We start from the raw sequence: 25,227 nt of genomic DNA, 5'->3' as shown, positions 1-25,227 counted from the left end.
CTACTCGAACACAGTGCGGTTCGAGATGCGCCCCAACCCCTCAATCTCAATCGTGACGACGTCCCCGTCGCCCACGTAACGCTTCGGGTCGCGCGCATGCCCAACCCCGCCCGGCGTACCAGTCAGAATGACGTCGCCGGGGTTCAGCGGGTAAATGTGCGAAATGTACTCAATCAGAAACTCCGGTGTAAACACCAGGTCAGACGTCGAATCGTTCTGCACCACCTCGCCGTTGAGGCGCGTCGTGAGCTGCCCCGCACCCGCCCACTCGTCGCGAGTGGTCAGCCACGGCCCGAATCCCGCGGACTTCTCCAGGGACTTGCCCTGGTGCCACTGCAGGGTGGAGTACTGGTAGTCGCGCATCGTGTAATCATTGGCCACCGCGTAGCCCGCGATGTAATCAGCCGCGTCCGCCTCTACTACTCGACGCGCCCTCTTCCCAATCACAACCGCCAACTCCCCCTCCCAATCCAGGGCTCCCCTGCCCCATTCGGGAACGTTCACATCGTCATAGGGGCCGGTGAGGGCGTCAGCAAACTTAATGAACAGCGTCGGGACCTTCGGCAGCTCACGACCCATTTCCTTGATGTGGTTCGCGTAGTTCAGGCCGACACAAATGACCTTGCCCGGGCGAGGCACAACAGGCGCCAGGTCCTTGTCCTGGAAGGTGATCTGCTCCCCTTCCTCCGCGGCGAGCTCCTGCCAATTCTCTTGGGCGAGGAGCTCGCCTACGTCATGGAAGCCGAGCTTCACCGCAGTCGTTTCCCCGGTGCGGCGCGCGGCGGTCGTGGTTCCGCCGGGTTGGCGAAGTGTCATCAGTTGCATAGTGCGATTCCTTTCGGTGCGTGTGTGTACGCACGACGCTACCGGCCCGCATATGCGCGCGCACCAGATTCGCCAATTCGCGCGACGGCGCTCGGCGTTTTCCCAGTTCGCTGATGGGCTGGGAGGGAATTTGGTGTCCCCCAGCCGATTGAGTGCCAAGGGACGCAATTCGAAAAATCCGCCCGGGCATATGAGCAGGTCACCAAAGGGCTAGGCAATAATGGTTGCGTCCATTGGCACTGAGACACTGGCACAAGCAACACAACAACCCCAGCCCACACACAGTGGACTGGGGTTTGATCTGGTGCGCCCGGAGGGATTCGAACCCCCAACCTTCTGATCCGTAGTCAGATGCTCTATCCGTTGAGCCACGGGCGCGTGGCGGAGACGACAGGATTTGAACCTGCGGCCCTCCGCAAAGAGGGCAACTCCTTAGCAGGGAGCCCCATTCGGCCGCTCTGGCACGTCTCCAGACCTTCGCCCATAGTACACACACCTCGAACGGGGAACAAAACGAAGGCCCCTCACCAACCGGTAAGGGGCCTTCACGTGCGGAGACGAGGGGATTTGAACCCCTGGAGGTGTGACCCTCGCTGGTTTTCAAGACCAGTGCATTCGGCCGCTCTGCCACGTCTCCAATGTTGCGTGATTCTACAGCACCCCCTTGCTGAACGCGAAAATTCAGTACGCTGGCCCGGTATGAGCAGTATGAGCACACAGAACACGAACACTATGCAGGCCATCGTCCAGACTGATACCTCGGACCCGCAAGCTCTCGAACTGACAACCGTTCCCCTCCCCGAGCTGAAAGAAGGCGAAGTACTGGTGAAAGTGCACGCCGCGGGTGTGAATCGCGGGGACCTGATGCAGGCGAAGGGGATGTACCCGCCGCCGAAGGGCGAGTCGGAAATTATGGGGCTGGAGTGCGCGGGCACCATCGCCGATCCGGGCACGACCAGCCGCCGACAAGGTGAAGAGGTCGGCTGCCTGCTGGCAGGCGGCGGCTACGCCGAGTACGTGGCGGTGCCGGAGGGCCAGCTCACGCCGAAGCCAACCAACCTCACTCTCACGGAGACCGCCGGCGTTGTGGAGGCGGCTGCCACGGTGTGGTCGAACCTGGGGATGGTCGCCGGGTTGCAGTCCGGGGACAAGGTGCTCATCCACGGCGGGGCGGGCGGCATCGGCTCCTTCGCGATCCAGCTGTGCAAAGCCATGGGCTGCGAAGTCGCCGTGACCGCGGGGAGCGCCGAGAAGCTCGAGTACTGCAGGCAGCTCGGCGCGGACAGGCTCATCAATTACAAGGAGCAGCGCTTCGAGGAGGAGCTCGCGGGCTGGGCGGACATCATCCTGGACGTCATCGGCGGCTCCTACCTGGAGGCCAACATCAAGTCGCTGGCGGTGGACGGCAGGCTCGTCGTCATTGGGTTGCAGGGTGGGCCGAAGGGCACGCTGAGCCTGGGCCGCATGCTCACGCGCCGCCAATCCGTCCACGCGACCACGCTGCGCGCCCGCCCGCGCCCCATGAAAGCAGCGATCGTGGCAAGCACGGTGGAGCACGTGTGGCCGCTCATTGAAGCAGGCCACATCACACCGAACATCTCCCGGACCTTCCCCCTTATCGACGCCCGCTGCGCCCACTCCTACCTCAACTCCGGCGAGCACACCGGCAAGGTAGTCCTGGAGGTCGAAACCGCTTAGGCCAGGGAGGCCACGGTGCGGATCAGCTGCTCGATGTCCACTTCCGTATTGAAGGGACCCAGCCCGACGGCGACCGCGCCGCCCATCTCGGCGACACCCATGTCCTGCAGTAGCGGTGTGGTCGGAGCTGGCGTCGATACGATGCCGTTGGCGAACAGCCGCTGGTGCACCGTCTCTGCCGGCACGCCGTGCACACCGAAGACCAGGCGCGGGGTGTGCTCCATGCGCGAGCCCTCAGCGGCCTCGCCGGACACACCCACGATGTGCACCGACGGCAACGTGCCCAGGAAGGTGTGCAGGTCGTCGCGCAGGCCGCGCATGTAGCGCTGCGTCAGCCCCATCGAGAACTCCAGCCGGTTGCGGCGGGTCTTGCGGCGCCCCGGCTCCTCCACCAGGCGCGCGTAGTGATCGACGATGGCGGATACCCCGCCGGCGAGGCCCGTCGATACGTCGAGCTGCAACGCCGACATATCCAGCCTTCCGAACATTGCCTCATCCCGGAACACCAGCGCCGCCACCTGCGGCCCGCCGAGCTCCGCGACGTCAATGCCCAAAATATCCGCGCCGAAACTATCGAAGTCCATCAGGTAATACGGCGCGTACGCCGAGACGTCCGCGAGCACCCACGCGCGGGAACGATCCCGCACCGTATCCGCAATGTCCGCCACGCGGACCACAGACCCCAGCACTTCATGCGCAGCGGGGACTGCCACCAGGCGCGTCGAGCCGTCCACCAACTCGCCGAACTGCCAGGCAGGCACGTCACCCGTCGCGAGATCCGTCTGCGCCCAACGCAGCTGCGCATCCTCCGCGCAGCGCGCCAACGCGTCCGTCAACACCGGGCGGTCCGCATTGCACACCACCACCGACGAACGGTGCCGAAACAGCGGGCGCATCGCCAACACCAACGCCGAATACAACACCGGTAGCGACGGCCCCAACACCACACGCTCGGGCGAAACGTTGCACAGGTCGGCGATGGCGGAGCGGGCGTCGAAAAGAAAACTTTGCCCCTCAGGCACACCGACAGTCGGGCGAGCATGCGAACCGACCCGCGGCTCAGGGCGCGCAACCGCCGTCGACATACGGAACGAACGCGCAACCGCCGCCGACACCCGCTCCGGAATCTGCGGGCAATCATGCGCATTCATGTAGGTCCAGCCGTCAGAAAGAGAGGTGTACAGCCCACGCACACTAGCAACGTCATACGACTGCAACGACACCACGACCTCCTCCAGGCAACACTTCCAATCATTATGCACGCCCGAACACCGCAGCGCACCCCACCCGCAGCATGCTGCCAAAACACCGCCCAACGCACACGCAAGCTAGGGTATGAACCGTGCACAATACAAACCAGCTCCGAAACGACGTCGCAAGGATGACCTCCGAGCCACACCACGACGACGCTCCGAAATCACAGTCGAAAACGCTGAAGCTGGCATTCCGCGACCTCATCCGCGGATGGGGCCAACACGAACTCTGGCTCCAACTAGGCTGGCAAGACATCAAACAGCGCTACCGGCGCTCCACCCTCGGCCCGCTCTGGATCACCATCGCCACCGGCGTGATGGCGCTCGCCCTCGGGCTGCTCTACTCCATGCTGTTCCAAATCAGCGTGCGCGAATTCCTCCCACACGTCACCGTCGGCTTCATCGTCTGGGGATTCATCTCTGGCTGCATCAAAGACGGCGCGGAAGTCTTCATCGAAAACGAAGGCCTGATCAAGCAGCTACCGTCGGCACTGTCGGTCCACGTGTACCGCCTCGTGTGGCGCCAACTCCTCTTCCTGGCCCACAACCTGGTCATCTGGGTCATCCTGGTCATCGCGTTCCGCATTCACCTCGGCTGGCAAGTCCTGCTCGCCATCCCGGCGATGGCGCTCCTCGTGGTCAACGGGGTGTGGGTGACCATGCTCTTCGGCATCATCGCCACCCGATTCCGCGACGTCGCCCCGCTTCTGGAAGCGCTCGTGCAGCTGCTGTTCTACGTCACCCCGATCGTCTGGACCACCCACACACTCAAGGAGCAAGGCGGCGACGTCGCTAAGCGAGCCATGCTCGCCGAAATCAACCCCCTCTACCACTACCTCGAGATCGTGCGCGCCCCCATGATCGGCCAAGAACTCGCCGGCTACCACTGGATCGTCGTCGGCGTCTGCACCATCATCGGCCTGCTGCTCGCCCTGCTCGCCATGCGCCAAATGCGCTTCCGCGTGCCGTACTGGGTCTAAGGAGAAGGAGTCACACATGGTTTCCATCGACACCTACAACGCCTGCGTCGACTTCCCAATTTTCGACGCCAAATCCCGCTCACTCAAAAAGGCAGTCATGTCCTCCGCCGGTGGCAAAATCGGCAAGAATGCCTCCAACACCGTGGTCGTCGAAGCACTCAAGGACATCAACCTCCACCTGCGCGAAGGCGACCGCGTGGGCCTGGTCGGCCACAACGGCGCCGGCAAATCCACGTTGCTACGCTTGCTCTCCGGCATCTACGAACCCACCCGCGGCGTCGCCGACGTCCGCGGCCGCGTCGCCCCCGTCTTCGACCTCGGCGTCGGCATGGACCCCGAAATCTCCGGCTACGAAAACATCATCATCCGCGGCCTCTTCCTCGGCCAGACCCGCAAACAGATGAAAGCCAAGATGGACGAAATCGCCGAATTCTCCGAACTCGGCGACTACCTCTCCATGCCCCTGCGCACCTACTCCACCGGCATGCGCGTTCGCCTAGCCCTGGGCGTGGTCACCTCCATCGAACCCGAAATCCTGCTCCTCGACGAAGGCATCGGCGCCGTTGACTCCGCCTTCATGGCCAAAGCCCGCGTCCGGTTGGCCGAACTCGTCGAGCGCTCCGGCATCCTCGTCTTCGCCTCCCACTCCAACGACTTCCTGGCACAGTTGTGCAACACCGCCCTGTGGGTGGACAAAGGCGAAATCAGGAAAGCCGGCCTGGTCTCCGAGGTCGTGGGTGCCTACGAAGGGCCCGAAGCCGGCCAGTACGTCGACGACCTGGTCACGCGGTTCCAGGCGGAGTAGGCGCCGGGCTGGGTGGGCGCTGGTTTCGGTCGGTTTTCGCTGGCCGGAGCTTCTCTGAAACCCAAATGGGAGTAACAGGATTGTAGTAATCCCCTTTTCGCAATCATTTTCGAGGATTACTACAATCCACCTACTACATTTTGCAGTTTTTGCCAGTTTTCGAACGACCGTTTGGCGGTCTGCCCTCCCGTTTCCCCTCCAAGGTTAGAAGCGTGCGATGCAGGTCGCGCATTTTCATCCAGCCCGGCCGATTTCTGGCGACCAGCATCGCAATCCTTTAACACCTCGACCGGAACCAAAAACCGCGCAAAACCCCCGCGAACCCCCACCCCGCCCCGCCGATGGTGCACAATATGAGGCATGACTGGAACTGGAACGGCACACCTGAAAAGTAGTGGTTCGACGGCGGCGGTGATTGTGACGCATAAGCGTGTCGAGATGCTGCGGCATTCCCTGGAACAGGTGGTGAACCAGACGCACCCGGTGCAGTGGGTGATCGTGGTGGATAACGGCTCTGAGCAGGCTGTTCAGGAACTGCTGCAGGAGTTGGCTGGGGATCGGGCGGTGTATTTGCCGTCGAAGACGAACTTGGGTGGTGCTGGCGGTTTCGCGTATGGCTTTTTGACGGCGCTGGCGTTGGGGGCGGACGCGATTTGGTGCGCGGACGACGATGGCCGCCCGGCGGACCACGGCGTGTTGGAGGAGCTGTATCGCGTGGCGGAGCAGCACCGGCTGCATGAGGTGAGCCCGGTCGTGGCGAATATTGGGGATCCGGCGAAGTTGGCGTTTCCCCTGCGCCAGGGCTTGGAGTGGAAGCGGACGACGGCTGAGTTGGAGGGGTCGTTCTTGCCCGATTATGCGTCCTTATTTAATGGGGCGTTGATCTCGGCGGAGGCGATGGAGCGGATTGGTGTGCCGGATTATCGCCTGTTCATTCGGGGTGATGAGGTGGAGTATCACCGGCGTTTGTCGCAGTCGGGGCTGCGGTATGGCACGGCGCTGACCACGAAGTATTTGCACCCGGATGGGTCGGGCGAGTTCCACCCGATTATGGGTGGCAGGGCGCATGCGCAGTGGCCGGATAATGAGTCGAAAAGGTATTTCACGTATAGGAATCGCGGCTACATCATTAATCAGCAGGGTATGAAGAAGATGAAGCTGCAGGAAGTGGTGCGCTTCGGGTGGTTCTTCCTAGTGGAGCGGAAGGATCCGAAGGGCTTCCTGCAGTGGCTGCGTCTGCTGCGGATGGGGGCGCGGGAGGACTTTAGGCGTCCTTAAAGATGACCTTGCTTTGGAGGACGAAGTTGGTGACGGTGGCGACGCCTTGGGCGATGACGAAGCTGATGCCGTCTTTCCAGGGGTTGTGGAGTCCGAGCGCGATGAGTGGCGGTTCGGTCCACTTGTAGAGCAGGACTTGGACGGCGAATGTGCAGGCGTAGAGCACGAAGACGGCGCCTGCCTTCTTCGCGCTGACTTCGGATTTGAAGGCGTAGCGCGAGTTGAGCACGTAGGCGGTGGCGGTGCCGAAGACCCAGCCGATCATTTTGGCCAGGTCGCGTTGCAGGTCGGCACCTTCGGTGAGTGTGTAGGTGATGCCGAAGTCGATGACGGCGCAGCCGATGCCGATGATGAGGAATGGCAGCGCTTGCTGCTTCATCGCGCTCACAGTTGTTTCGCCCCGAGGTACGCGAGGGCTGCGACGGTGCCGATCGCCACGTTGGGCTTTGCGACGCCCCTCCGGCCCAGCCAGCCTGCCAGTTTCTTTTGCGCCTGCACTCCGGCGGCGAAGGCGCCGACGGCGGCCACGGCGATGCCGCCGATGGTGAACCAGGTGGTGGCGATGGATTCGGCTTCGCCTTGTTCGGATTCGAGGACGGCGGTCAGGTCGTTGCGTGGGTCCTCGTCGAAGGCGTTGAAGGCGGCGATGGTGGCGAGGTTGGCGGCGCCGAGGAGGGTCCAGGCCAGCGCTTTGCGCGTGGTGAAGTCGGGGACGGAGGCGGCGGCGAGGATGTAGGCGGCTTGGATGCACTGGCCACCGAAGGTGTCGTCGAGGGCGTTGTAGTCGATGGTGGGCTCGTCGACAAGTGATTGAATCGTGTCAGTCATGGTGTCCAATGCTACTAGTAGGGTGAAAAGCATGACTAAGCATGAGGAGATTCATGAGGCGGCGCAGCGCGTCGAGGTGCCGCTGTCCGATTACATGGTGAGGCTGTTCGCGGAGGAGCTGCCGTTTGTGGATTCGATGTCGCGTGGGCGCATCTATGAGCTACTGCGGGAGCATAAGGCTGCGGGGAAGCCGGAAATTACGTCGCAGGAGGAGCTTCCTGCAGAAATCAGGGAGCTTATGGACCTTTAGTTTGATGTTTTTATAGGTTTTTCGACTTACATCATTTAGACTCGAACCGAATGTCTTCGCACTTCGGCGAAGCAACGACGACAAGAAGAAGCGAAAGAGATGGAACTACACACCAATCTTAAGTCACTCTACGGCTGGGGCCGCACGGCTCCGTCGACTGCGCATGTGCTGTCCACGCCTGACGTGGAGGTCATCAAGCAAGCCGTCGCACAGGTCGCGCAGGATAACGAGAGCCTGCCTGAGCACGCTCGCCGCGGCGTCATCGCCCGTGGTCTGGGCCGCTCCTACGGCGACCCAGCACAGAACGGTGGCGGCCTGGTCATCGACATCAACGAGCTGAACAAGATCCACTCGATTGATCCGGAGACCGGCATCGTCGACGTGGACTCGGGCGTCAACCTGGACCAGCTGATGAAGGCGGCCCTGCCGTACGGCCTGTGGGTTCCGGTCCTGCCGGGCACCCGCCAGGTCACCATCGGTGGCGCGATCGGTCCGGACATCCACGGTAAGAACCACCACTCCGCTGGTTCCTTCGGCGACCACGTGGTCTCCATGGAGCTGCTGGTGGCGGACGGCCGCGTCCTGCACCTCGAGCCGGAAGGCAGCGCGGACGACCCGGACGGCACGCTGTTCTGGGCGACGGTCGGCGGCATGGGCCTGACCGGCATCATCTTGCGTGCACGCATCCAGATGACCAAGACGGAGACCGCGTACTTCCTGTCTGACACGGAGCGCACCAGCACCCTGGATGAGACGATCGCGCTGCACTCGGACGGTTCCGAAGTCAACTACACCTACTCCTCCGCGTGGTTCGACGCCATCTCCGCGCCGCCGAAGACGGGCCGTTCCACCATCTCCCGTGGCTCGCTGGCGACGCTGGCGCAGCTGGAGGAGTACGCGCCGAAGCTGGCGAAGGACCCGCTGCGTTTCAAGGCGCCTCAGCTGATGACGGTGCCGGACATCTTCCCGTCCTGGACCATGAACAAGCTGACGCTGTCCGCCATCGGCGAGGCCTATTACATGATGGGCGCCCCGAGCAAGAACGACATCAAGAACCTGACGCAGTTCTACCAGCCGCTCGACCTGATTGGTGAGTGGAACCGCGGCTACGGCAGCGCGGGCTTCCTGCAGTACCAGTTCGTGGTGCCGACGACCGCTGTGGAGCCGTTCAAGGACATCATCTACCAGATCCAGTCCTCCGGCCACTACACGGCGCTGAACGTGTTCAAGCTGTTCGGCGAGGGCAACCGCGCGCCGCTGTCCTACCCGATGAAGGGCTGGAACGTCTGCGTGGACTTCCCGATCCGCCCGGGCCTCAACGAGTTCCTGGACCGCCTGGATGACCAGGTGATGGAGTTCGGCGGCCGTCTCTACCTGGCGAAGGAGTCCCGTACGTCGGCAGAGAAGTTCCACAAGATGTACCCAGGTCTGGAGGGCTGGCTGAAGACCCGCCGCGAGATCGACCCGACCGGCGTCTTCGCTTCCGACATGTCCCGCCGCCTCGAGCTGAACTAGCTGAATGAACTGAAGGAGATTTTTCACATGTTGAATGCAGTAGGCCAAGCGCAAAACATTCTGCTCGTGGGTGGCACCTCGGACATCGGCCTCGCCATTGTGCGCGAGTTCGTGTCCCGCGGAGGCAACCCGAATGTCACGCTTGCAGCTCGCAAGAACTCCCCGCGTATCGACGCCGCCGTTGCTGAGGTCACCAACGCAGGTGCAGGCTCCGTTGAGGTCCTGGACTTCGACGCGACCGATTTCGCGTCTCACCCGGACGTGATCAAGCAGGCGTTCTCCGGTGGCGATGTTGACGTCGCCGTGGTTGCTTTCGGCACCCTGGGTGACCAGGAGCAGCTGTGGCAGGACCAGGCGGCAGCCGTGGAGTCGGCGCAGGTGAACTACACCGCGTTCGTGTCCGTCGGCGTGCTGTTGGGCCAGGAGATGAAGCGCCAGGGCCACGGCACCATCATCACGATGAGCTCCGTTGCGGGCCAGCGTGTGCGTCGTTCCAACTTTGTGTACGGCGCGTCGAAGTCCGGCATGGATGCCTTCTACCTCCAGTTGGGTGAGGCGCTTCGTGACTCCGGCGTGAAGGTGACTGTGGTTCGCCCAGGCCAGGTACGTACCAAGATGACGGATGGGCTGGAGGAGGCTCCGCTGACCGTCGATAAGGAAGAGGTAGCGCAGGCTGCCGTTGAGTCGGCGCTGAAGGGCGAGCCGAGCGTGTTCGTGCACAAGCTGTTCGGCCCGATTTCTTTGGTGCTGCAGCACATCCCAGCGGCGATTATGCGCAAGCTCAACTTCTAATTCCCGGCGGGGAACGTGGTGGATGCGCTGCGATGTGCCAAACTGAGTGCATGACAGATACATCCATCCAACCCACGCTGGAGTTCAAGACCGTCGACTACGAGCCTGACTCTGTGTCATGGACGTCGGCGGTCTTGCGCATGCTTGCGGCCGGTGCCAGCGCGGCGGTGGTGACGTTGGCGGTGTGGTACGTGCTGCACTCCACGTCGCTGCCTGCGTTTAATACCTCGATGGTGACGCGCGCTCTATCCACGGGCGGCTCTTTCGTTGTGATTCTGTGCGCGGCGTTGGCGTGCTGGGCGTGGGTGCGGAAGCGCCTGTCGCGGCCGGTGCGCGTGCTGTGCCAGGCTGTCTGCGGGCTGGCCCCGGCTGGTCTGGTGATTACGGCGCTGGGGATCCCGCTGGCGTCGACACGCTTGTGGCTGGACGGCATCCAGGTGGATCAGGGGTTCCGCACCCAGTTCTTGAGCCGGATGACCGAGGTGGCCACCAACCAGGACATGAACTACCTGGACCTGCCTACCTTCTACCCGATTGGGTGGTTCTGGCTCGGCGGGCGCCTCGCGCACCTGCTGGGCATGGAAGGCTGGGAAGTATACCAGCCGTGGGCGCTGGTATCCCTGGCTGCCGCGGCGTGCGCGCTGGTACCGATTTGGCGGAAGCTGTGCGGCTCCCTGCCGGTATCCACGCTGATCGCGCTCGTATCGACGGGCATTGTGCTCACCGAGACGCCTGACGAGCCCTACGCGGCGATCGTCGCCCTCTTCGCCCCCGCGGCCGCTGTCACCGCGTACAAGGCGCTGACGGGCTCCTGGCAGGCCACGGTGGTGCTGGCGCTCTACCTGGGCGTTTCCGCCATGTTCTACACCCTGTTTACTGCGATCGCCGCGCTGACCGTTGTGGTGATCGCGGTGCTGTTGTGGTTCCGCCGCAAGTTCGCGCGCGGCCCCGTCGTGCACCTTTTGGCTTCCGGGGTGGGTGCGCTGTGCATCGCGGCGATTGGTTGGGCGCCGTACCTGTACGAGTCGGCCTTCGGCGGTTTCGACGTGCGCCACACCGCGAACCACTTCCTGCCCGCCCAGGGCACGGTGATCCCGCTGCCGTTCTTCTCCCTGTCCATCATCGGCGTGCTGTCGGTGTTGGGCCTGATCTTCATGGTTGGGCGCCTGCATGTGCCTGAGGTGGCGTCGTTAGCTGTGATGGTGGTGGTCTGCTACACCTGGGTGATCGTCTCGATGTTTGCGTCGCTGCTGGGCACGTCCCTGCTGGGCTTCCGCATCGAGGTGCTGCTGATGCTGCTGTTTTCCACCGTGGGTATCTTCGCGGTGGCGGACTTGCGCACTGCTGGCGTCGATTATTACTACCCGGGCCACTTCAAGGAGCGCACGCAGCGCGTGATCACCGCGGTGCTCATCATCGTGGTGGCTGCGGGCACGCTCTCGTTCGTGCAGCGCATCCCGGCGGTCAACGAGGCACACATTGACCAGGCGTACTCGGATACGGACGGCTTCGGCGAGCGCGCCGACCGATTCCCGCCGGACCCGGGCCGCTACTACGGCGAGATCGACGAGTTCATTCAGTCGCACGGCTACACCCCTGGGGAGACCGTGGTGTACACGGATGAGATCAACTTCATGGCGTTCAAGCCCTACCACGGCTTCAACGCGTTCACCAGCCATTACGCTAACCCGCTTGGGGAGTTCCACCTGCGCAACGAGGCACTTTCGCAGTGGGCGAAGCTCTCCTTCGACGCCCCCGAGGAGCTCGACGCCGCCATGCAGGACACGAAGTGGACGGCGCCGCAGGCATTCATTTTCCGCGGAACCATGAACGAAGACCCGCGCGAAGACCGCGCCGACGCCACCGAGAACCGGGATGTGGCGTGGAAGACGCACATCGGCCACAACATCTTCCCGAGCGAGCCGAACGTGCGCTACGAAGGCCTGTTCTTTAACCCGAAGGCGTTCCCCCGCGAGACGTGGGACGCGAAGCAGATTGGTCCGTTTGTCGTGGTGGTTCGCAATGCCGCCACGCCTGAGAAGTAGAGTATGCCCCTGTGACAACTGAGACATCCGTGAATCCCGTGAACCCTGCGAACCCACAGAGTGCGGCGAGCACGCCCGGCGCGCAACAACCTCGGCGCGCCCCGCGCCAGCTGGTGACTGCGACCGTCGTGTCCGGCTTCATCGCCTTCGTGTTGCTGCTGCTGACGCCGCTGCTGCCTGTGACGCAGGTGCAGTCGTCAGTGCAGTGGCCGCAAGGCGGCTCGGTGGGGTCGGTGAATGCCCCGCTGATTTCGCTGGCGCCGCAGGAGATTGACATGACGGTGCCGCTGGAGGCGACGCGTCACCTGCGTGAAGGCCAGAACATTATTGTGTCGACGCTGCCTGCGTCCTCGGAGGAAGCGACGGACCGTGGCCTGTTTGTGTCGGCGCCGGATGGCGGGTTGGTGGTCAGCTCGATTAATAAGGTGCTCTTCGAGCTGAGCCCCGGCGAGCTGGCGGGTATCGGCCCGGATAAGCAGCTGCGGGTGCACATCACGGATGAACAGGCAGAGATTTCGGTGCCGGGCACCAGCTTCGAGGAGGTCCTCGAGGATGACTACCGTCCGCAGCTCAGTGGCCTGTACTCGGAGCTGAAGGAGGAGTCATCGACGCAGCTTATCGACGCCGGGCTCGCCGCCAACATCGAGATCAACTCTCGCTTTACGTCCAGCCCGACCCTGGTGAAGTCGCTAGCGATGTGGCTGGGGCTGGCTGCGATGGCGGTGAGCCTGTGGGGGCTGTGGCGCCTGGATCAGCTTGATGGGCGTCGCATCCCGCTGTTCAACCGGCGCTGGCGCACGTTCAAGCCGCTGGACGCGGTGGTGCTGGCGGTGCTGGGGTTCTGGCACGTGTTCGGCGCGAACACCTCGGATGACGGCTTCCTGCTGACGATGGCGCGGGTCTCGAACGACTCGGACTACATGGCGAACTATTACCGCTGGTACGGCGTGCCCGAGGCGCCGTTCGGTTCCCCGTTCTATGACGTGTTGGCGTTGTTGGCGAAGGTGACCACGGCGTCGATGTGGATGCGCCTGCCGACGCTGCTGGCCGCCATTTTGGCGTGGTGGCTGATTTCCCGCGAGCTGCTGCCGCGCTTCGGCGCGGTGATTGCTGACCGCCGGATGGCGTACTGGACTGCGGCGTTTGTGTTCCTGGCGTTCTGGCTGCCGTACAACAACGGCACCCGCCCGGAGCCGATTATCGCGATGGGGTTGACGCTGACGTGGGCGCTGTTTGAGCGCACGATCGCCACGAAGCGACTGGCCCCGGCGGCGCTGGGCACGGTGGTGGCGGCGTTCACGCTGGCCTGTGGCCCGACGGGTCTGGCGGCGGTGGGCGTGTTCCTGATCTGCCTGCCTGAGGTGTTCCGCATCATGAACAAGCGACGCGCGATTGCGCCGGGCATCGCGTACATAGCGGCGTTTTTGGCGGCGGGCTTCGCCGTGATGGTGCCGGTGTTCAAGGACCAGACGCTGGCGACGGTGTTGGAGGCCACCAAGGTGCGCGGCGAGGTCGGCCCGGCGCTGTCCTGGTACTCGGAGTGGGTGCGCTACGGCACGCTGTTCCAGGAAGCTGTCGACGGCTCGCTGTCGCGCCGCTTCCCGATGCTGGTCTTCGCCTTCTGCGTAGTCCTCATCCTGTTTTCGATGGCACGCCACGGCGCGATCCCAGGCACGCCTGCGAAGCCGACGCAGCGCCTGATGCTGATCATCGGGCTGTCCACGTTCTTCCTGATGTTCACCCCGACGAAGTGGACGCACCACTTCGGTATCTATGCGGGTATCGGCGGTGTGGTCGCAGCACTCGGCGCGGTGGTGCTGTCTCACTTTGCGCTGCAGTCGGCGCGCAACCGCTCCTTTGCGATCGCCGCGGTGCTCTTCCTGGTGTCCCTGAGTCTGGCGGGCTGGAACGCCTGGTGGTACGTGTCCTCCTTCGGCGTGCCGTGGTGGGACAAGAACCCACAGGTGAAGGGCATTGAGGCGAACACTGTTTTGCTCGGAATTACGCTGGTGATTGCCTTGGTGGGCGTCGTCCAGTGGCTGCGGCCGCGCCCTGATTCTGCGCGGGAGCGCGCGGCGGCGTCGCGCTGGGCTGGCGTGATGGCCGCGCCGATCGCCGTCGCCGCGGTACTCATGGTGGCGTTTTCCTGCCTGACCTTTGTGAAGGCGTTTGCGGAGCAGACTCCGAACTACTCGGTGGGCATGGGCAACGTGAAGACGTTCAAGGGTGACATCTGCGCCCTCGGCAGCGAGATCTTGCTGGAGACCGACACGAACGATTCCTTCCTCACCCCCGTCGACGGGGTGCCGCTGGGCCGCTCGCTGGACTCCGGCGTGAACCGCGCGTTCCACCCGGACGGCGTGCCTGCCACGATCGCGGACGACAACGCCGACACCACGGATACGAAATCGGGCGACGACACCGCCATCGAAACCGTCCAGTCGGATGCAAACGAGGAGCCTGAGCTCTCCTCGGATGCACGCAGCGTCGAGGGCAACCGCCCGTTCACGCTGCGCGGTGTCAACGGGTCGACGGTGCGCCTGCCGTTCAACCTGGACTTCAACCGCATCCCGCTGCTGGGCACATACGACGAGCGCGCGACGCGCACGGCCTACCTGGAAACCACCTGGTTCGAGCTGCCACAGAAGCGTGACGACGCCCCCCTGCTGGTCACGTCCGTGGCTGGCAAGATCGCGCACCACGACATTAATGGCGTCGAGAAGGAAGGTGCCGAGCTGGTGCTGGAGTACGGCGTGCGCAGCGACGACGGCTCGATAAAGACCCTGGGCGAGACCGAGATGCTGGACCAGGGCCCGACACCGAAGTGGCGCAACCTGCGCTACCCCATCGCGGACCTGCCTGAGGAGGCGAACGTGGTGCGCCTCGTCGCCGAGGACGCCTCCCTTGCGGAGGACGACTGGATGGCCGTCACCCCGCTGCGCAACCCGACGCTGCAGCCGCTGAACAAGATGTTCGACTCGGACACCCCGGGCCTGCTCGACTGGTCGGTGGCCTTCCAGTACCCGTGCCAGCGCACGTTCAACCACTTCGCCGGCGTGACCGAGATTCCGGAGTTCCGCATCATGCCTGACGCACCGGGCAAGCAGCAGCTGTCCGGCTTCATGGACTTCCTGGGCGGCGGTGCGCTGTCCACCGCGGAGGCCGTGAACTACTCCTACCAGGTGCCGGGGTACATGAAGGGCGACTGGCAGCGCGACTGGGGTTCCCTGTCCCGCTACCAGCTGCGCACGAACTCCATCGGTGAGGTGCCAGCGCTCGCGGAGATCCAGCTCGAAGAGGTCACCCGTTCAGGGTGGTGGACCCCAGGCCCGATGAAGATTCGGGAGGTCTAACAGCTAAGATGAGGCGCCATGCGCGCTTTCTCATCCCTCCGCTCCGTTCTTGTTGCCGCCGCTACCGCCGCCCTTGTCGCGGTTGGTGCGGCGGCTCCGGCGTCTGCGCAGCAGCTGCAGCTGCCGGCGCCGATCGCACCGTCGTTCCGGCTGCCGAGCCTGCTGAAGTCCCAGGGCTGCAAGTCGGAGTACTTGATTGCGGTGCCGGGTGGCGTCAATACGATGCCGGGGCTACCGCGCAACCTGCCGCACGGCGGGAACGTGTGGCTCACGGGCGTGCTTACCCAGCTGTATACGGGTGGGCAGATTCAGCCGCTGTGGATCGCGTACGACGCCGCGCCGTTCGCCACCACGCAGTACCAGACGGCGTCGAATCGTGGCTACGCGGAGACGAAGAAGGCCGTCGCGGGCATCGCGAACGCCTGCCCGAACGCGCGCTTCAGCTTCACTGGCTACTCCCTCGGCGCGGATATTGTGTCGCGGATGCTGAATAACATTGCGCATGACCGTGGCCCTATCGCGAAGGAGCGCGTCGTCTCGGCTGCCCTGTTTTCCAGCCCCTACCAGGGCGGGAACGGTGCGGTGATGTCTGTGGGAACGTCGCCACACGTGCGCGGCGCGCTCGGTGAGCTGGAGGGCGGCTATGGCGACCTCGGTGAGCGCGTGCTGGAGATCTGCAACACCGGCGACATCGTGTGTTCCCCGTCGGAGGATCAGCGCGAGATCGTCGACCCTGCGATGGACGTCAACCTGAGCAGCGGCGGGATGCCCCGCTGGGTGATTGACATCGCGCGCGCGAACGACGGCCGCACGAGCAGCATCATCCACTCGATCGGTGCGCACGGGTCCTACACGCTGGCGCAGCAGCATGAGGCTGCGAACTGGATCGCCAACCACCGCTAGTCCCGCCGACGCGCATGTCCGCCCCACACGTTAGAGTTGTGGGCATGCATGATCTTTTTCATCACGTAAACGGCGAGTGGGTCGAATCCCACGAGATCCCAGCCGATCGCGGTATCGACGGCTCCTTCTACGCCCTGCGCGACAAGGCGGAGGAGGACGTCCACACGATCGTCTCGGAGACCAGCGACCTGTTCGCCTCCTTCATGGATACCGACGCCATCAACGCCGCAGGCACCGCGCCTCTGCAGCCGGACCTGGACCTGATCGCGGTGAAAGATATCGAGGAGTTCGCCCACAACCTGGGCGTGCTCGACCGCACGGGTGTCGGCTCCCCCCTGGCCTTTTGGGTTGAAAAGGACTCCCAGGGCGAGGACAGCGTGCCCTACCTTGTCCAATCCGGCCTTGGCCTGCCGGATGAGGCTTACTACCGGGAGGACGCCCACGCGGAGACCCGCGCCACCTACCAGAAGCACGTGGCCCGCATGCTGGCGTTTTTGGACCCGGCGTACCTGCTGGGGCTTACGCCTGAGGTGGCGGCGCAGCGCATCATGAACCTGGAGACCCAGGTGGCGGCCAGCCACTGGGATGTGGTGCGCAGCCGGGACGCGATGGCTACCTACAACCCGGTGGAGTTGGCGGAGTTGCCGTCGATAATTGTGACGATGCTGCGCGGCGCCGGGCTTCGCGACGGCCGCGTGATCAACATGATGCCCTCCTTCACCGAGGACTTAGCGACGATGCTTCGCCCCGAAACCCTCGCCGACTGGCAACTGTGGGCGGCGTGGACCGTGCTGCGCTCGCGCGCAAGCGTGCTCACCGAGGAGATCGGGCGGGCGAACTTCGAGTTTTACGGCACGGTGCTCTCCGGCGCGACGCAGCAGCGCGACCGCTGGAAGCGCGGCGTGGGGCTGGTGGAGTCGCTGGTGGGCGAGGAGATCGGCAAAGAGTATGTGGCGCGCCACTTCCCCGCCAAGTCGAAGGAGCAGATGCTCTCCCTGGTGGACTACCTCGTGCGCGCCTACGAGCAGCGCATCAGCAACCTGCCGTGGATGACACCCGCCACCCGCGAGCGCGCCCTGGAGAAGCTGCGCCTGTTCCAGGCGAAGATCGGCTACCCGGAAACCTGGCGCAGCTACGAGGGCCTGACCTTTGACCCTTCCGGTGAGCAGCTGGTGGCCAACGTGCGCCGCGGCGCCGCCTTCGAGCATGACTACCAGCTGGGCAAGATCGGCAAGCCTTCGGACCGCTCCGAGTGGGTGACCACCCCGCAGACCGTCAACGCGTTCTACAACCCAGTGGTCAACGACATCACCTTCCCTGCCGCGATCCTGCAGCCGCCGTTCTTCGACCCGGAGGCGGACCCGGCGCGCAACTTCGGCGCGATCGGCGCGGTGATTGGCCACGAGATCGGCCACGGTTTCGACGACCAGGGCTCGCGTTACGACGGCCACGGCAACCTCAACTCCTGGTGGACCGACGAGGACCGCGCCCACTTCGAGGAACGCACCGCGAAGCTGGTGGAGCAGTTCCAGGGTCTGGTGCCTTCTGTGCTGGAGGGCCAGGACGTGGCGGGGGTCAACGGCGAGTTCACGCTCGGCGAGAATATCGGCGACCTGGGCGGCCTTGGTATCGCGGTAGTGGCGTACCAGCTGTACTGCGCCGACAACAACGTCGAGCCGAACCTGAAGGAGCTCTTCCTGGCGTGGGCCCGCGTGTGGCGTTCGAAGGCGCGGCCGGAGATGGCGACGCAGCTGCTGGCGATTGACCCGCACTCGCCGAACGAGTTCCGCTGCAACGTCATCGCCTCCAACGTTGACGAGTTTTACGAGGCCTTCGACGTGGAGCCCGGCTCCCCGATGTGGATCGCCCCGGAGGAAAGGGTCAAAATATGGTAGAGGAATCGTCGCTTCAGCCCGGCGCGGAGGGCGCGCACTACCCGCTCAACGAGCAGGGTTCCGAGGAGTTCCAGGTCGGTGGCGTGGAGCGCACCCTGCCGGAGTCCGAGCAGCTCGCGCAGCTGGTGTCCTACATCGAGGCGTCCTACGAGGACTCCCCGCAGTACCTGGCGTTGCTTCCGGACCGGATTACGCACGCCGCGATGCTAATGCTGGGCTCCGCAGTGGATCACCAGATGCCGGGCGTGGCGTTGACCGGGGACGTCTCCGTCGAGGACGCCCCGCTGGGCCAGGTGTTCACCTCATCGAAGGCGCCCGCAAAGGGCGGCGTGTGGGTGGTGTCTTGCTACGACGGGCCAGCGGATGCCCGCGAGTTCGCCTGGCGCCCCGAGGTTGCCGCCTGCGCTGAGCAGGCCGGTGCCCGCGCCTACGACGTAGACGACCCGACTGGCGTCGCCTCCGCCGTGCATGCCGCACGCCAGGAAGGCGCGGACGTGGTCGCGGTGTGGGGCACCGGCTCCTCCTGCGGGCTGCTGCCTGCGGGCGCGGACGCCTACGTGCTCACCTTCCCCGCCGAAGCCACCGCAGCAGTAGCAACCGGCGACGCGAAGGTGCTGCTCCAGCGCGCGTCCGACGCGGCGTGGGAACAGCCCTCAGTCGAGGGGGCGGAAGTGAAAGAGTACGTCTCCACCGGGGTGATCGCTACCCCGGCCCAGCACCGGCGCAAGGTCCTGGATGCCGCGGAGTTTCTTGCCGGACTTGGTACGGCCGAACGCTGACGCGGGCGTGGCGTCGTGGCGCTGCACGATGCCACGGCGTACGTCGACGGTGTTGTGGTAGGCGCTGCCGTTCGTCAGCGCCGCCACCGCCCACGTCTCATCCAGCGTGGTGCCCCAGGAGACAGAGGCGGTCGCTGTGGTGGCCTCGTTGGCCCAGCCCATCTTGGAACCCTGCACGCCGCGCAGACGCGCGGTGCCGAACTGCTGACCAAACCCGTCAGAGGCCACCAGCGACTGCCGACGCATCCCGTCCAACAGCGGCTCAGCAACCGGGTCCCACAGGATGGCCGCGATGAAGGTGGCCACGTCCCTCGCAGACGTCAACGTCGTGCCCCACGCGCCGACGCGCTGCGTTCGCTCCAGCTCGAAGTCGGCGGCAATCTCGTCGATGGCCTGCGGGTAGCGGGCGTCGAGTTCCTCGGCGATCGCGTCGTTGGACACCCGCACCATCTCCTCAACTTGCGCCTTCTCCTCCTTCGTGCCGTTGTAGAGCACCCAGTACCCCAGGTAGAGCTTGGCCAGGGACAGCGCGGCGCGTGGCTCTTCGCCCGCCGGGGAGATCGACACCCGGCCGTCCGGGTGCACCACCGCCAGCGCAGTGCGCTCCCGCGTGTAGCCGGGGTTCACGTGAAAGCCCTGCAACGCGGGCATCAGCGCGCACACCAGCAGCGCAGCAATCCACTTCTTCAACACAGTGCTTCCGCTTCGTTTCGCGCCCTAGAGGTCCAGGATGGAGTCCGCTTCACTGACGTCCTCACCGACCGGCTCCGGCACCTCACACAGGTACACGTTGGCGCCGGTGGCGTCCTTCGCCCCAAGCATCGGGCCGAACGGGCTGAGCGTCGGGCCAGCCAACACCTGGCCGCCACCCATGCGCACCGCGTGGGATGCCGCATCAACGTCCTTGACGCCGAAGTAGGAGTGCCAGACCGCCGCAAGGCCGTGCTGCTGCAGCCGCGGGTCCAGACGCAGGCCCAAGAACGCCGCGCCCTCCTGCAGCGCAATGTAGTAGCCGCTTTCTTTGCGCAGCTCCCAATCGAACAGCTCCCCGTAGAAGTCCACGGTGGCCTCATCCGGCGCCACGCACTCGTACCACACCGAAACACCCGGCTCACCAGCGGCAACGAAGGCATCCTCCCCCGCCGGGCGCATCAAGCCGAACAGGCCACCGGACGAGTCGGCACACACCGTCATCACACCGAAGTCCACCTCCTGGGAGCTCAGCACCTTGCCCCCCAGCGGCTCCACGCGTGACTCAATCGAGCCGTCCGCGTCCATGAAGTACGTCACCCACAGGTCCCGCTCCTGCTTTGACGGCACGAACCCCGCCACCGGCAGCCCGTCCTTGCGGGCAACCCGGTACGTCTCGCCCGTAACTTCCCACCCGAGCACCTTCGAGTAGAAGTACGCGGACTTCTGCACGTCTTTGGTCAAGCAGTCCTGCCAGTACGGCATCCCTGGTGTTCCCTGAAACGCAGGCATTTACATGTTCCTCCACTTTTCCGGATCGAAATCGTCGTTCGCGGTGCGCTCATCGAAGTAGTCGCCGTCATCCCCGCCGGTGCTCACGGTTGCTGTTTGGGTGCCGACGGTGACGGAGTCGGCGTCGAAAAGCAGGTGCCCGCGCGCACGCACCACCTCCCCATTGACACTGACCTCGCCGGCGTTGATGAGCTCCTTGGCGTGCCCGCCGGACTCCACAAGGTTGGCCACCTTCAAAAACTGACCGAGCTTAATGCTCTCCCCCGAAATCACCACATCAAACGCCATGATTACACCACCGGCGGAGCAAGCTTGACCGCAGTGCCCACCGCGGACACCAACATCATGCCGCCGTCAGCGCCCATGGACTCGTAGTCCACCTTCACGCCAACCACCGCGTCAGCCCCCATCTCCGCGGCGCGATGCCACAGCTCGTTCAGGGCCTCCTCGCGGGCGCGCACGACGTCGGCCTCCCACGCGGCGGCGCGACCACCCACAATGTTGCGAATGCCCGCCGCGAAATCCTTGAACACATTCATGCCGACGATCGCCTCGCCGCCCACGATGCGCATGTACTCAGCGATGGTGCCCCCATCGACGGAATTAGTAGTGCTTAGAATCATGCAGCCAGTCTAAGCCACGCCCCCGACACTTAGCGTTCAGCCTGGTCAGTCGGCATAATCGACAACGTATCGATGTTCACGTGCGGCGGCAAACTCGCCACCCAGCGCACCGCCTCCGCAATGTCCTCCGCGGTCAAGTTCAACTTGCCCTCGTACACCGCGTACGCACGCTCGGCATCGCCCGCGAAACGGTTCAGGGAGAAGTCCGTCTTCACCCGGCCAGGGTCAATCTCCGTAACACGGATGTTGTTCTCCGCCTCCTCCCGTCGCAGCGCCCGCGTGATCCCGCGCAGCCCGTACTTCGCCGCGTTATAGCCGCTGCCGCCCTTGTACGCGTCAGTCGCCGCCACGGACCCAATGTTCACCACCAGACCGGACGCCTCCAGCAGGTGCGGGTACAGGGCCTTCGTCACCCGCATGGTGCCGAGCACGTTCGTCTCGTACATCCACTGCCAGTCGGCGGGGTTCGCGTCGCGAAGCAGGTCGAGGCCCTTCGCGCCGCCCGCATTATTCACCAGCAGCCCAACCGGCCCCTCAATTATCGACGCCAACTCCCCCACACTCACCTCATCCGTCACATCAAGGCGCACCGCCACGCCCCCGATCTCTTCTGCGATGGCCTGGCAGTGCTCCACCCGGCGCGCCGCCACGTACACCTTCCAACCGTCCGCGGCGAGCGCCCGCGCACACGCCTCCCCGATCCCGGCGGAGCCTCCCGTTACTACGGCTACTTTCGTTGTCTCTGTCATGGTTGGCAGTGTAGTGCTCGTGCGGGCTCGGCGTGCCTGGGCGTTTGGGTGATCGTCCTGCTTTTTCAAATCTCAGGGTTATACTCTCACCTGCAGTGCGTACCCATTCATGTGAGTACTTCACTGTCCGCAGGAGTTTATTCACCTGCGCCTCTCCGTGGGATTTCGTCCCTCACCTGCGGAAGGACCCTATGGGGCGGCGCCTGATAAGGAGGAATCCTATGGGTTGCTTCATGCTCCAAATTGGGCTTAAGAGACATTTTGTGTGTATAAATCTATCTGGTTTCCTGGGATGACCTCGGACAACAACCAGATATGGTTTTCAAAACAGTTCCATTCGCCCGTTTCGAGAAACCAACACCAAATGACGTCTGGTGTGTGGTATGAAGTCTGCGGGTAGCGCAGGGACCCCAGCGAGATCGAGTGCTCTAGGGGGGTGGTTTACAAGTAGTCCGCGAATCGGTCGGGGTAAGCCACGGCTAGTTGGTTGATGGCTTGTTTCCACCCGGTGGCTTTCGCTCCTTCAATATAGCCGTTGCACTCAATGTCGCGCTTTGCTTTCTTCGCTCGCTGGGCGGCACGCTTGTTCGATGTTGCAGATCATCAGCCACAGCGTCTTTAGTGCGGCAGTATCGTTCGGGAATTGGCCCCTGTTGCGGGTAGCTTTACGCAGTTCAGCATTCAGCGACTCGATTGAATTGGTGGTGTAGAGCACCCGGCGTGCCGCCGGCGGAAACTGCAGAAACGGCACGAACCGCTCCCAGGCGTCGCGCCAGACTTTGACCGACTGGGGGTATTTCCGGCCCAGTTCACTGGCCTCGAAAGCATCCAGGCTGGCACGTGCGGTGTCCTCGTTAGCGGCTGTGTAGACCTCACGCAGCGCGCGGGAGACTGCTTTGCGGTCCTGGTAGGACACCCACCGGTTCGCAGCCCGAATCAGGTGCACAATACAGGTCTGTACCATGGAATTCGGCCAGGTTGCCTCCACGGCTTCCGGCAAGCCTTTGAGCCCGTCGCAGCACACAATGAACACGTCTTGGACACCGCGGTTAGCCAGATCCGCACACACCGATGCCCAGAATGCGGCTCCTTCATTGTCGGCGATCCACAGTCCCAGGATGTGCTTGATGCCGTCCATGTCGACACCAACCGCCATGTAGCAAGCCTTGTTGACCACGCGGTGGCCGTCACGGATTTTCACGCGTAGCGCGTCGAGGAAGATCACCGGGTAAAACTCGTCGAGCTGGCGGTTTTGCCAGATCATGACCTCGTCTAACACCGCATCGGTAATGGTGCTGATCGTATCCGGGCTCATATCCACCCCAAGGGTGGTCGCGAGGTGATGCTGGATATCGCGCACGGTCATCCCACCGGCGTAGAGCGAGATAATCATGTCGTCGAGCTCTGTGAGCCGACGTGCACCCTTGGGCACCATCCGGGGAGTAAACGTGCCGGCACGATCCCTGGGCACGGTCACCTCAACTGCGCCGTAGCCAGAATTGACGGTCTTGGTGTACGACCCGTTACGGTGATTATTCTCCTGTGCGGTTTCGACCTGGGATTTCGCTTTGCGGTCGGAATGGCCGTAGCCCAAGTGCGCATCCATCTCCGCCTTAAGGCCAGCGTTGATTGATGCTTGCAGCAGGCCTTTGACCAGCTCGCTTGCATCATCAGCGGAGCTCGACAGCTCGCTAATCAAGCTGGCGATTTCAGAATTTTCCATCAGCTTCTCGCTGATCTCGTTGACCCTCGCCGGGTCATGGTTTTCTTCGGTGACACCGTAGTCATTATCGGTGAAACTCCTTCTAGATCAGAGCCTCACACACAAACTTCCTGACACCCTTCAGGAATGACAGGCGAGGAGCAATCCGCGGGGACGGATAAGGCCACAGCGCGTTCAAATGTCTCACATGAGTGCAACGGTGAGGGGTGTAGAGAACGCACGGTGGGCGGTTGCGAATAAGTGACCACGCTGGCAGCCAAGAGGTACGAGCGATGAAAGATCAGCTCGAGCATTAGCGAACGTACTGACGTCGCTTTATTAGGTGTACTGACCGGGTACGTTGCGGGCACGCCGGTTCGGCGCACCGCCACAGCCGCTTGCGCCACACCAGCAGCACCGGCCGCCCCGCCGAGGGGATGTCACGCACCAGATGCTCACGCCGGCCGTGGGCCACCGCGACCACCCCGCACCGCGGGCACCCGGTCACCGACTCGGAGGTCTCCACCAACAGCTCCAGCTCACCGCCGTACTCACCGACGGCAAGCACCACCAACCCCGAGATGCCGAGCATCGCAGCGGACAGGACGGTAGCCTCAACACTCACCTGGGACTCCTCTCGATCCGTTGCTTGGTCGCTACGAATCGTGGAGTCCCAGGCCCGTCTTCACCAGCCCAACCCGGTCAGCGCGTCGCAACCCGGCTACCACGCTTGGTGAGGAAAAGCTGCTAACATGGTTCGGCGACGGCCCGGGCACGTCCTTGTTCCTAACCGTCGTGCGCTGGGGTCCGCGTGGACCGCTCGGCCAGCGTCCATCCAGTCAGGAGGAAGTCAGCAAATGTTCGACGACAACGGCTCATTCCTACTCGCCATGTTCGAGTTCTTCATCTTCTTCGCATGGTTGATGTCCCTGTGGTGGATCTTCGGAGATCTCTTCCGCAGCAAGGACCTCGGCGGCTTCGCGAAGGCGCTGTGGGTGGTGTTCATCCTCGCGCTGCCGTTCATCGGAATGCTCGCGTACCTGCTTGTTCGAGGTCGGGGGATGACCGACCGCGCGGTCGAGGCGCGCCAGGAGCTCCAGCAGCGGCAGGATGAGTACATCAAGTCCGTCGCCGGCGGCTCCGCCGGATCGAGCCCGACCGATGAGATCGCCTCGGCGAAGGCCCTTCTCGACTCGGGAGCGATTACCCAGCAGGAGTTCGACCAGATCAAGGCAAGGGCGCTCTCCTCGGTCTGACCCTGGTCCGCTCCCTCGCCAGCCGCAGCGTCGCGGTCCGAGGGCGGCCATCCGGCGCGGCCTAGGTATTCGCCAAGTGTGCGGCTTGCGCGCGCGAGCAGGCGCATACCGGGCAGAGGGTGTCCGATTGTTTGTGTGCGGGGGGTGTTCCTATATAGGTTGTCAACTCCGTGGGTGGGCTTGTTGGGGGCATGAAGGGCTTCTGCTTCGCCGTGT

At 63.8% G+C, this 25,227-nt stretch carries 22 protein-coding genes, 3 tRNA genes and 1 pseudogene; 13 read left to right on the top strand and 13 right to left on the bottom strand.

Features of this window, described 5'->3' with window-relative positions:
- The 4 genes from QP752_RS00130 to QP752_RS00115 all read right to left on the bottom strand — a co-directional run bounded on the left by QP752_RS00130 (position 1) and on the right by QP752_RS00115 (position 1,462).
- The gene (locus tag QP752_RS00130; RefSeq protein ID WP_284803874.1) at positions 1–825 is read right to left on the bottom strand and encodes a fumarylacetoacetate hydrolase family protein; all 825 of its coding nucleotides are present in this window, start codon (positions 823–825) and stop codon (positions 1–3) included.
- A gap of 302 nt (positions 826–1,127) precedes the next feature.
- Positions 1,128–1,203: transfer RNA gene (locus QP752_RS00125), tRNA-Arg, on the bottom strand.
- A gap of 1 nt (position 1,204) precedes the next feature.
- Positions 1,205–1,296 (bottom strand) — tRNA-Ser (locus QP752_RS00120).
- An 81-nt stretch (positions 1,297–1,377) separates the two neighbouring features.
- Positions 1,378–1,462: transfer RNA gene (locus QP752_RS00115), tRNA-Ser, on the bottom strand.
- A gap of 62 nt (positions 1,463–1,524) precedes the next feature.
- On the opposite strand from QP752_RS00115, the gene QP752_RS00110 reads away from it, so the two are divergent.
- Complete coding sequence (locus QP752_RS00110; protein WP_284803872.1) at positions 1,525–2,523, top strand: NAD(P)H-quinone oxidoreductase; 999 nt, start codon at positions 1,525–1,527, stop codon at positions 2,521–2,523.
- Here the strand turns inward: QP752_RS00110 and QP752_RS00105 are convergent.
- Positions 2,520–3,785 carry an aminotransferase class V-fold PLP-dependent enzyme gene (locus tag QP752_RS00105; RefSeq protein WP_240492758.1) on the bottom strand — a complete coding sequence of 422 codons (1,266 nt, stop codon included), beginning with the start codon at positions 3,783–3,785 and terminating at the stop codon, positions 2,520–2,522. The genes QP752_RS00110 and QP752_RS00105 overlap by 4 nt on opposite strands.
- Before the next feature lie 80 nt (positions 3,786–3,865).
- Here QP752_RS00105 and QP752_RS00100 point away from each other — a divergent pair, with 80 nt between their 5' ends.
- The 3 genes from QP752_RS00100 (at position 3,866) to QP752_RS00090 (ending at position 6,839) form a co-directional block, all read left to right on the top strand.
- Positions 3,866–4,756, top strand: coding sequence for an ABC transporter permease (locus QP752_RS00100; protein WP_256005951.1), 891 nt, complete (start codon positions 3,866–3,868; stop codon positions 4,754–4,756).
- Positions 4,757–4,772: 16 nt separating this feature from the next.
- Positions 4,773–5,561 (top strand): ABC transporter ATP-binding protein, encoded by a 789-nt coding sequence (locus QP752_RS00095; RefSeq protein WP_070363296.1) that lies wholly within the window; start codon positions 4,773–4,775, stop codon positions 5,559–5,561.
- A gap of 360 nt (positions 5,562–5,921) precedes the next feature.
- A complete protein-coding gene (locus QP752_RS00090; RefSeq protein WP_256021956.1) occupies positions 5,922–6,839 on the top strand; it encodes a glycosyltransferase in 918 nt (305 codons plus the stop codon).
- Here QP752_RS00090 and QP752_RS00085 read toward each other — a convergent pair.
- Positions 6,826–7,218, bottom strand: a complete 393-nt coding sequence (locus QP752_RS00085) for a GtrA family protein (RefSeq protein ID WP_284803860.1) — start codon at positions 7,216–7,218, stop codon at positions 6,826–6,828. The genes QP752_RS00090 and QP752_RS00085 overlap by 14 nt on opposite strands.
- Positions 7,219–7,223: 5 nt before the next feature.
- Positions 7,224–7,667, bottom strand: coding sequence for a hypothetical protein (locus tag QP752_RS00080; protein WP_070363624.1), 444 nt, complete (start codon positions 7,665–7,667; stop codon positions 7,224–7,226).
- 31 nt (positions 7,668–7,698) lie between these two features.
- Here QP752_RS00080 and QP752_RS00075 point away from each other — a divergent pair, with 31 nt between their 5' ends.
- The 8 genes from QP752_RS00075 to QP752_RS00040 all read left to right on the top strand — a co-directional run bounded on the left by QP752_RS00075 (position 7,699) and on the right by QP752_RS00040 (position 19,199).
- On the top strand, positions 7,699–7,917 hold the full coding sequence (locus QP752_RS00075) for a hypothetical protein (RefSeq protein WP_070363299.1): 219 nt from the start codon (positions 7,699–7,701) through the stop codon (positions 7,915–7,917).
- Between the two features lie 99 nt (positions 7,918–8,016).
- Positions 8,017–9,432: an FAD-binding oxidoreductase gene (locus QP752_RS00070; RefSeq protein WP_070477238.1), complete on the top strand. Its 1,416-nt coding sequence runs from the start codon at positions 8,017–8,019 to the stop codon at positions 9,430–9,432.
- A gap of 27 nt (positions 9,433–9,459) precedes the next feature.
- The gene (locus QP752_RS00065; protein ID WP_284803851.1) at positions 9,460–10,224 is read left to right on the top strand and encodes a decaprenylphospho-beta-D-erythro-pentofuranosid-2-ulose 2-reductase; all 765 of its coding nucleotides are present in this window, start codon (positions 9,460–9,462) and stop codon (positions 10,222–10,224) included.
- A 50-nt stretch (positions 10,225–10,274) separates the two neighbouring features.
- Complete coding sequence (locus QP752_RS00060; RefSeq protein ID WP_284803848.1) at positions 10,275–12,269, top strand: galactan 5-O-arabinofuranosyltransferase; 1,995 nt, start codon at positions 10,275–10,277, stop codon at positions 12,267–12,269.
- A gap of 11 nt (positions 12,270–12,280) precedes the next feature.
- On the top strand, positions 12,281–15,622 hold the full coding sequence (locus QP752_RS00055) for an arabinosyltransferase domain-containing protein (RefSeq protein WP_284803845.1): 3,342 nt from the start codon (positions 12,281–12,283) through the stop codon (positions 15,620–15,622).
- Between the two features lie 18 nt (positions 15,623–15,640).
- Positions 15,641–16,525: a cutinase family protein gene (locus tag QP752_RS00050; RefSeq protein WP_284803844.1), complete on the top strand. Its 885-nt coding sequence runs from the start codon at positions 15,641–15,643 to the stop codon at positions 16,523–16,525.
- A 44-nt stretch (positions 16,526–16,569) separates the two neighbouring features.
- A complete protein-coding gene (locus QP752_RS00045; protein ID WP_284803843.1) occupies positions 16,570–18,420 on the top strand; it encodes a M13 family metallopeptidase in 1,851 nt (616 codons plus the stop codon).
- Positions 18,414–19,199, top strand: coding sequence for a hypothetical protein (locus tag QP752_RS00040; RefSeq protein ID WP_070363304.1), 786 nt, complete (start codon positions 18,414–18,416; stop codon positions 19,197–19,199). Before QP752_RS00045 ends, QP752_RS00040 begins: the two co-directional genes overlap by 7 nt.
- Positions 19,200–19,916: 717 nt before the next feature.
- Here the strand turns inward: QP752_RS00040 and QP752_RS00035 are convergent.
- The 6 genes and pseudogenes from QP752_RS00035 to QP752_RS00010 all read right to left on the bottom strand — a co-directional run bounded on the left by QP752_RS00035 (position 19,917) and on the right by QP752_RS00010 (position 24,380).
- On the bottom strand, positions 19,917–20,681 hold the full coding sequence (locus QP752_RS00035) for a VOC family protein (protein ID WP_284803841.1): 765 nt from the start codon (positions 20,679–20,681) through the stop codon (positions 19,917–19,919).
- Positions 20,682–20,969: an RNA-binding S4 domain-containing protein gene (locus QP752_RS00030; RefSeq protein WP_070477226.1), complete on the bottom strand. Its 288-nt coding sequence runs from the start codon at positions 20,967–20,969 to the stop codon at positions 20,682–20,684.
- 2 nt (positions 20,970–20,971) lie between these two features.
- Positions 20,972–21,304, bottom strand: a complete 333-nt coding sequence (locus QP752_RS00025; RefSeq protein WP_070363307.1) for a heavy metal-binding domain-containing protein — start codon at positions 21,302–21,304, stop codon at positions 20,972–20,974.
- Between the two features lie 29 nt (positions 21,305–21,333).
- Positions 21,334–22,053 carry an SDR family oxidoreductase gene (locus QP752_RS00020; protein WP_070363308.1) on the bottom strand — a complete coding sequence of 240 codons (720 nt, stop codon included), beginning with the start codon at positions 22,051–22,053 and terminating at the stop codon, positions 21,334–21,336.
- Between the two features lie 441 nt (positions 22,054–22,494).
- Positions 22,495–23,841, bottom strand: a pseudogene (locus QP752_RS00015) (IS256 family transposase).
- A 227-nt stretch (positions 23,842–24,068) separates the two neighbouring features.
- Positions 24,069–24,380, bottom strand: coding sequence for a transposase family protein (locus QP752_RS00010; RefSeq protein WP_070363309.1), 312 nt, complete (start codon positions 24,378–24,380; stop codon positions 24,069–24,071).
- Positions 24,381–24,612: 232 nt separating this feature from the next.
- Between QP752_RS00010 and QP752_RS00005 the strand changes: the two genes are divergently transcribed.
- Positions 24,613–25,011, top strand: a complete 399-nt coding sequence (locus QP752_RS00005; protein WP_070477224.1) for an SHOCT domain-containing protein — start codon at positions 24,613–24,615, stop codon at positions 25,009–25,011.
- Positions 25,012–25,227: the final 216 nt, after the last annotated feature.

This window comes from Corynebacterium sp. UMB10321, from assembly GCF_030228725.1.
Classification (GTDB): Bacteria; Actinomycetota; Actinomycetes; order Mycobacteriales; family Mycobacteriaceae; genus Corynebacterium; species Corynebacterium pseudogenitalium.
Note: the sequence above shows the minus strand (reverse complement) of the source record. Positions and strands in the feature narration are given on the sequence as shown.

Coding starts and splice junctions, on each gene's coding strand:
- QP752_RS00045 (WP_284803843.1), top strand. CDS start 16,570: ATGCATGATCTTTTTCATCACGTAAACGGCGAGTGGGTCGAATCCCAC.
- QP752_RS00050 (WP_284803844.1), top strand. CDS start 15,641: ATGCGCGCTTTCTCATCCCTCCGCTCCGTTCTTGTTGCCGCCGCTACC.
- QP752_RS00080 (WP_070363624.1), bottom strand. CDS start 7,667: ATGACTGACACGATTCAATCACTTGTCGACGAGCCCACCATCGACTAC.
- QP752_RS00035 (WP_284803841.1), bottom strand. CDS start 20,681: ATGCCTGCGTTTCAGGGAACACCAGGGATGCCGTACTGGCAGGACTGC.
- QP752_RS00130 (WP_284803874.1), bottom strand. CDS start 825: ATGCAACTGATGACACTTCGCCAACCCGGCGGAACCACGACCGCCGCG.
- QP752_RS00095 (WP_070363296.1), top strand. CDS start 4,773: ATGGTTTCCATCGACACCTACAACGCCTGCGTCGACTTCCCAATTTTC.
- QP752_RS00090 (WP_256021956.1), top strand. CDS start 5,922: ATGACTGGAACTGGAACGGCACACCTGAAAAGTAGTGGTTCGACGGCG.
- QP752_RS00040 (WP_070363304.1), top strand. CDS start 18,414: ATGGTAGAGGAATCGTCGCTTCAGCCCGGCGCGGAGGGCGCGCACTAC.
- QP752_RS00025 (WP_070363307.1), bottom strand. CDS start 21,304: ATGATTCTAAGCACTACTAATTCCGTCGATGGGGGCACCATCGCTGAG.
- QP752_RS00110 (WP_284803872.1), top strand. CDS start 1,525: ATGAGCAGTATGAGCACACAGAACACGAACACTATGCAGGCCATCGTC.
- QP752_RS00085 (WP_284803860.1), bottom strand. CDS start 7,218: ATGAAGCAGCAAGCGCTGCCATTCCTCATCATCGGCATCGGCTGCGCC.
- QP752_RS00020 (WP_070363308.1), bottom strand. CDS start 22,053: ATGACAGAGACAACGAAAGTAGCCGTAGTAACGGGAGGCTCCGCCGGG.
- QP752_RS00005 (WP_070477224.1), top strand. CDS start 24,613: ATGTTCGACGACAACGGCTCATTCCTACTCGCCATGTTCGAGTTCTTC.
- QP752_RS00065 (WP_284803851.1), top strand. CDS start 9,460: ATGTTGAATGCAGTAGGCCAAGCGCAAAACATTCTGCTCGTGGGTGGC.
- QP752_RS00075 (WP_070363299.1), top strand. CDS start 7,699: ATGACTAAGCATGAGGAGATTCATGAGGCGGCGCAGCGCGTCGAGGTG.
- QP752_RS00030 (WP_070477226.1), bottom strand. CDS start 20,969: ATGGCGTTTGATGTGGTGATTTCGGGGGAGAGCATTAAGCTCGGTCAG.
- QP752_RS00070 (WP_070477238.1), top strand. CDS start 8,017: ATGGAACTACACACCAATCTTAAGTCACTCTACGGCTGGGGCCGCACG.
- QP752_RS00060 (WP_284803848.1), top strand. CDS start 10,275: ATGACAGATACATCCATCCAACCCACGCTGGAGTTCAAGACCGTCGAC.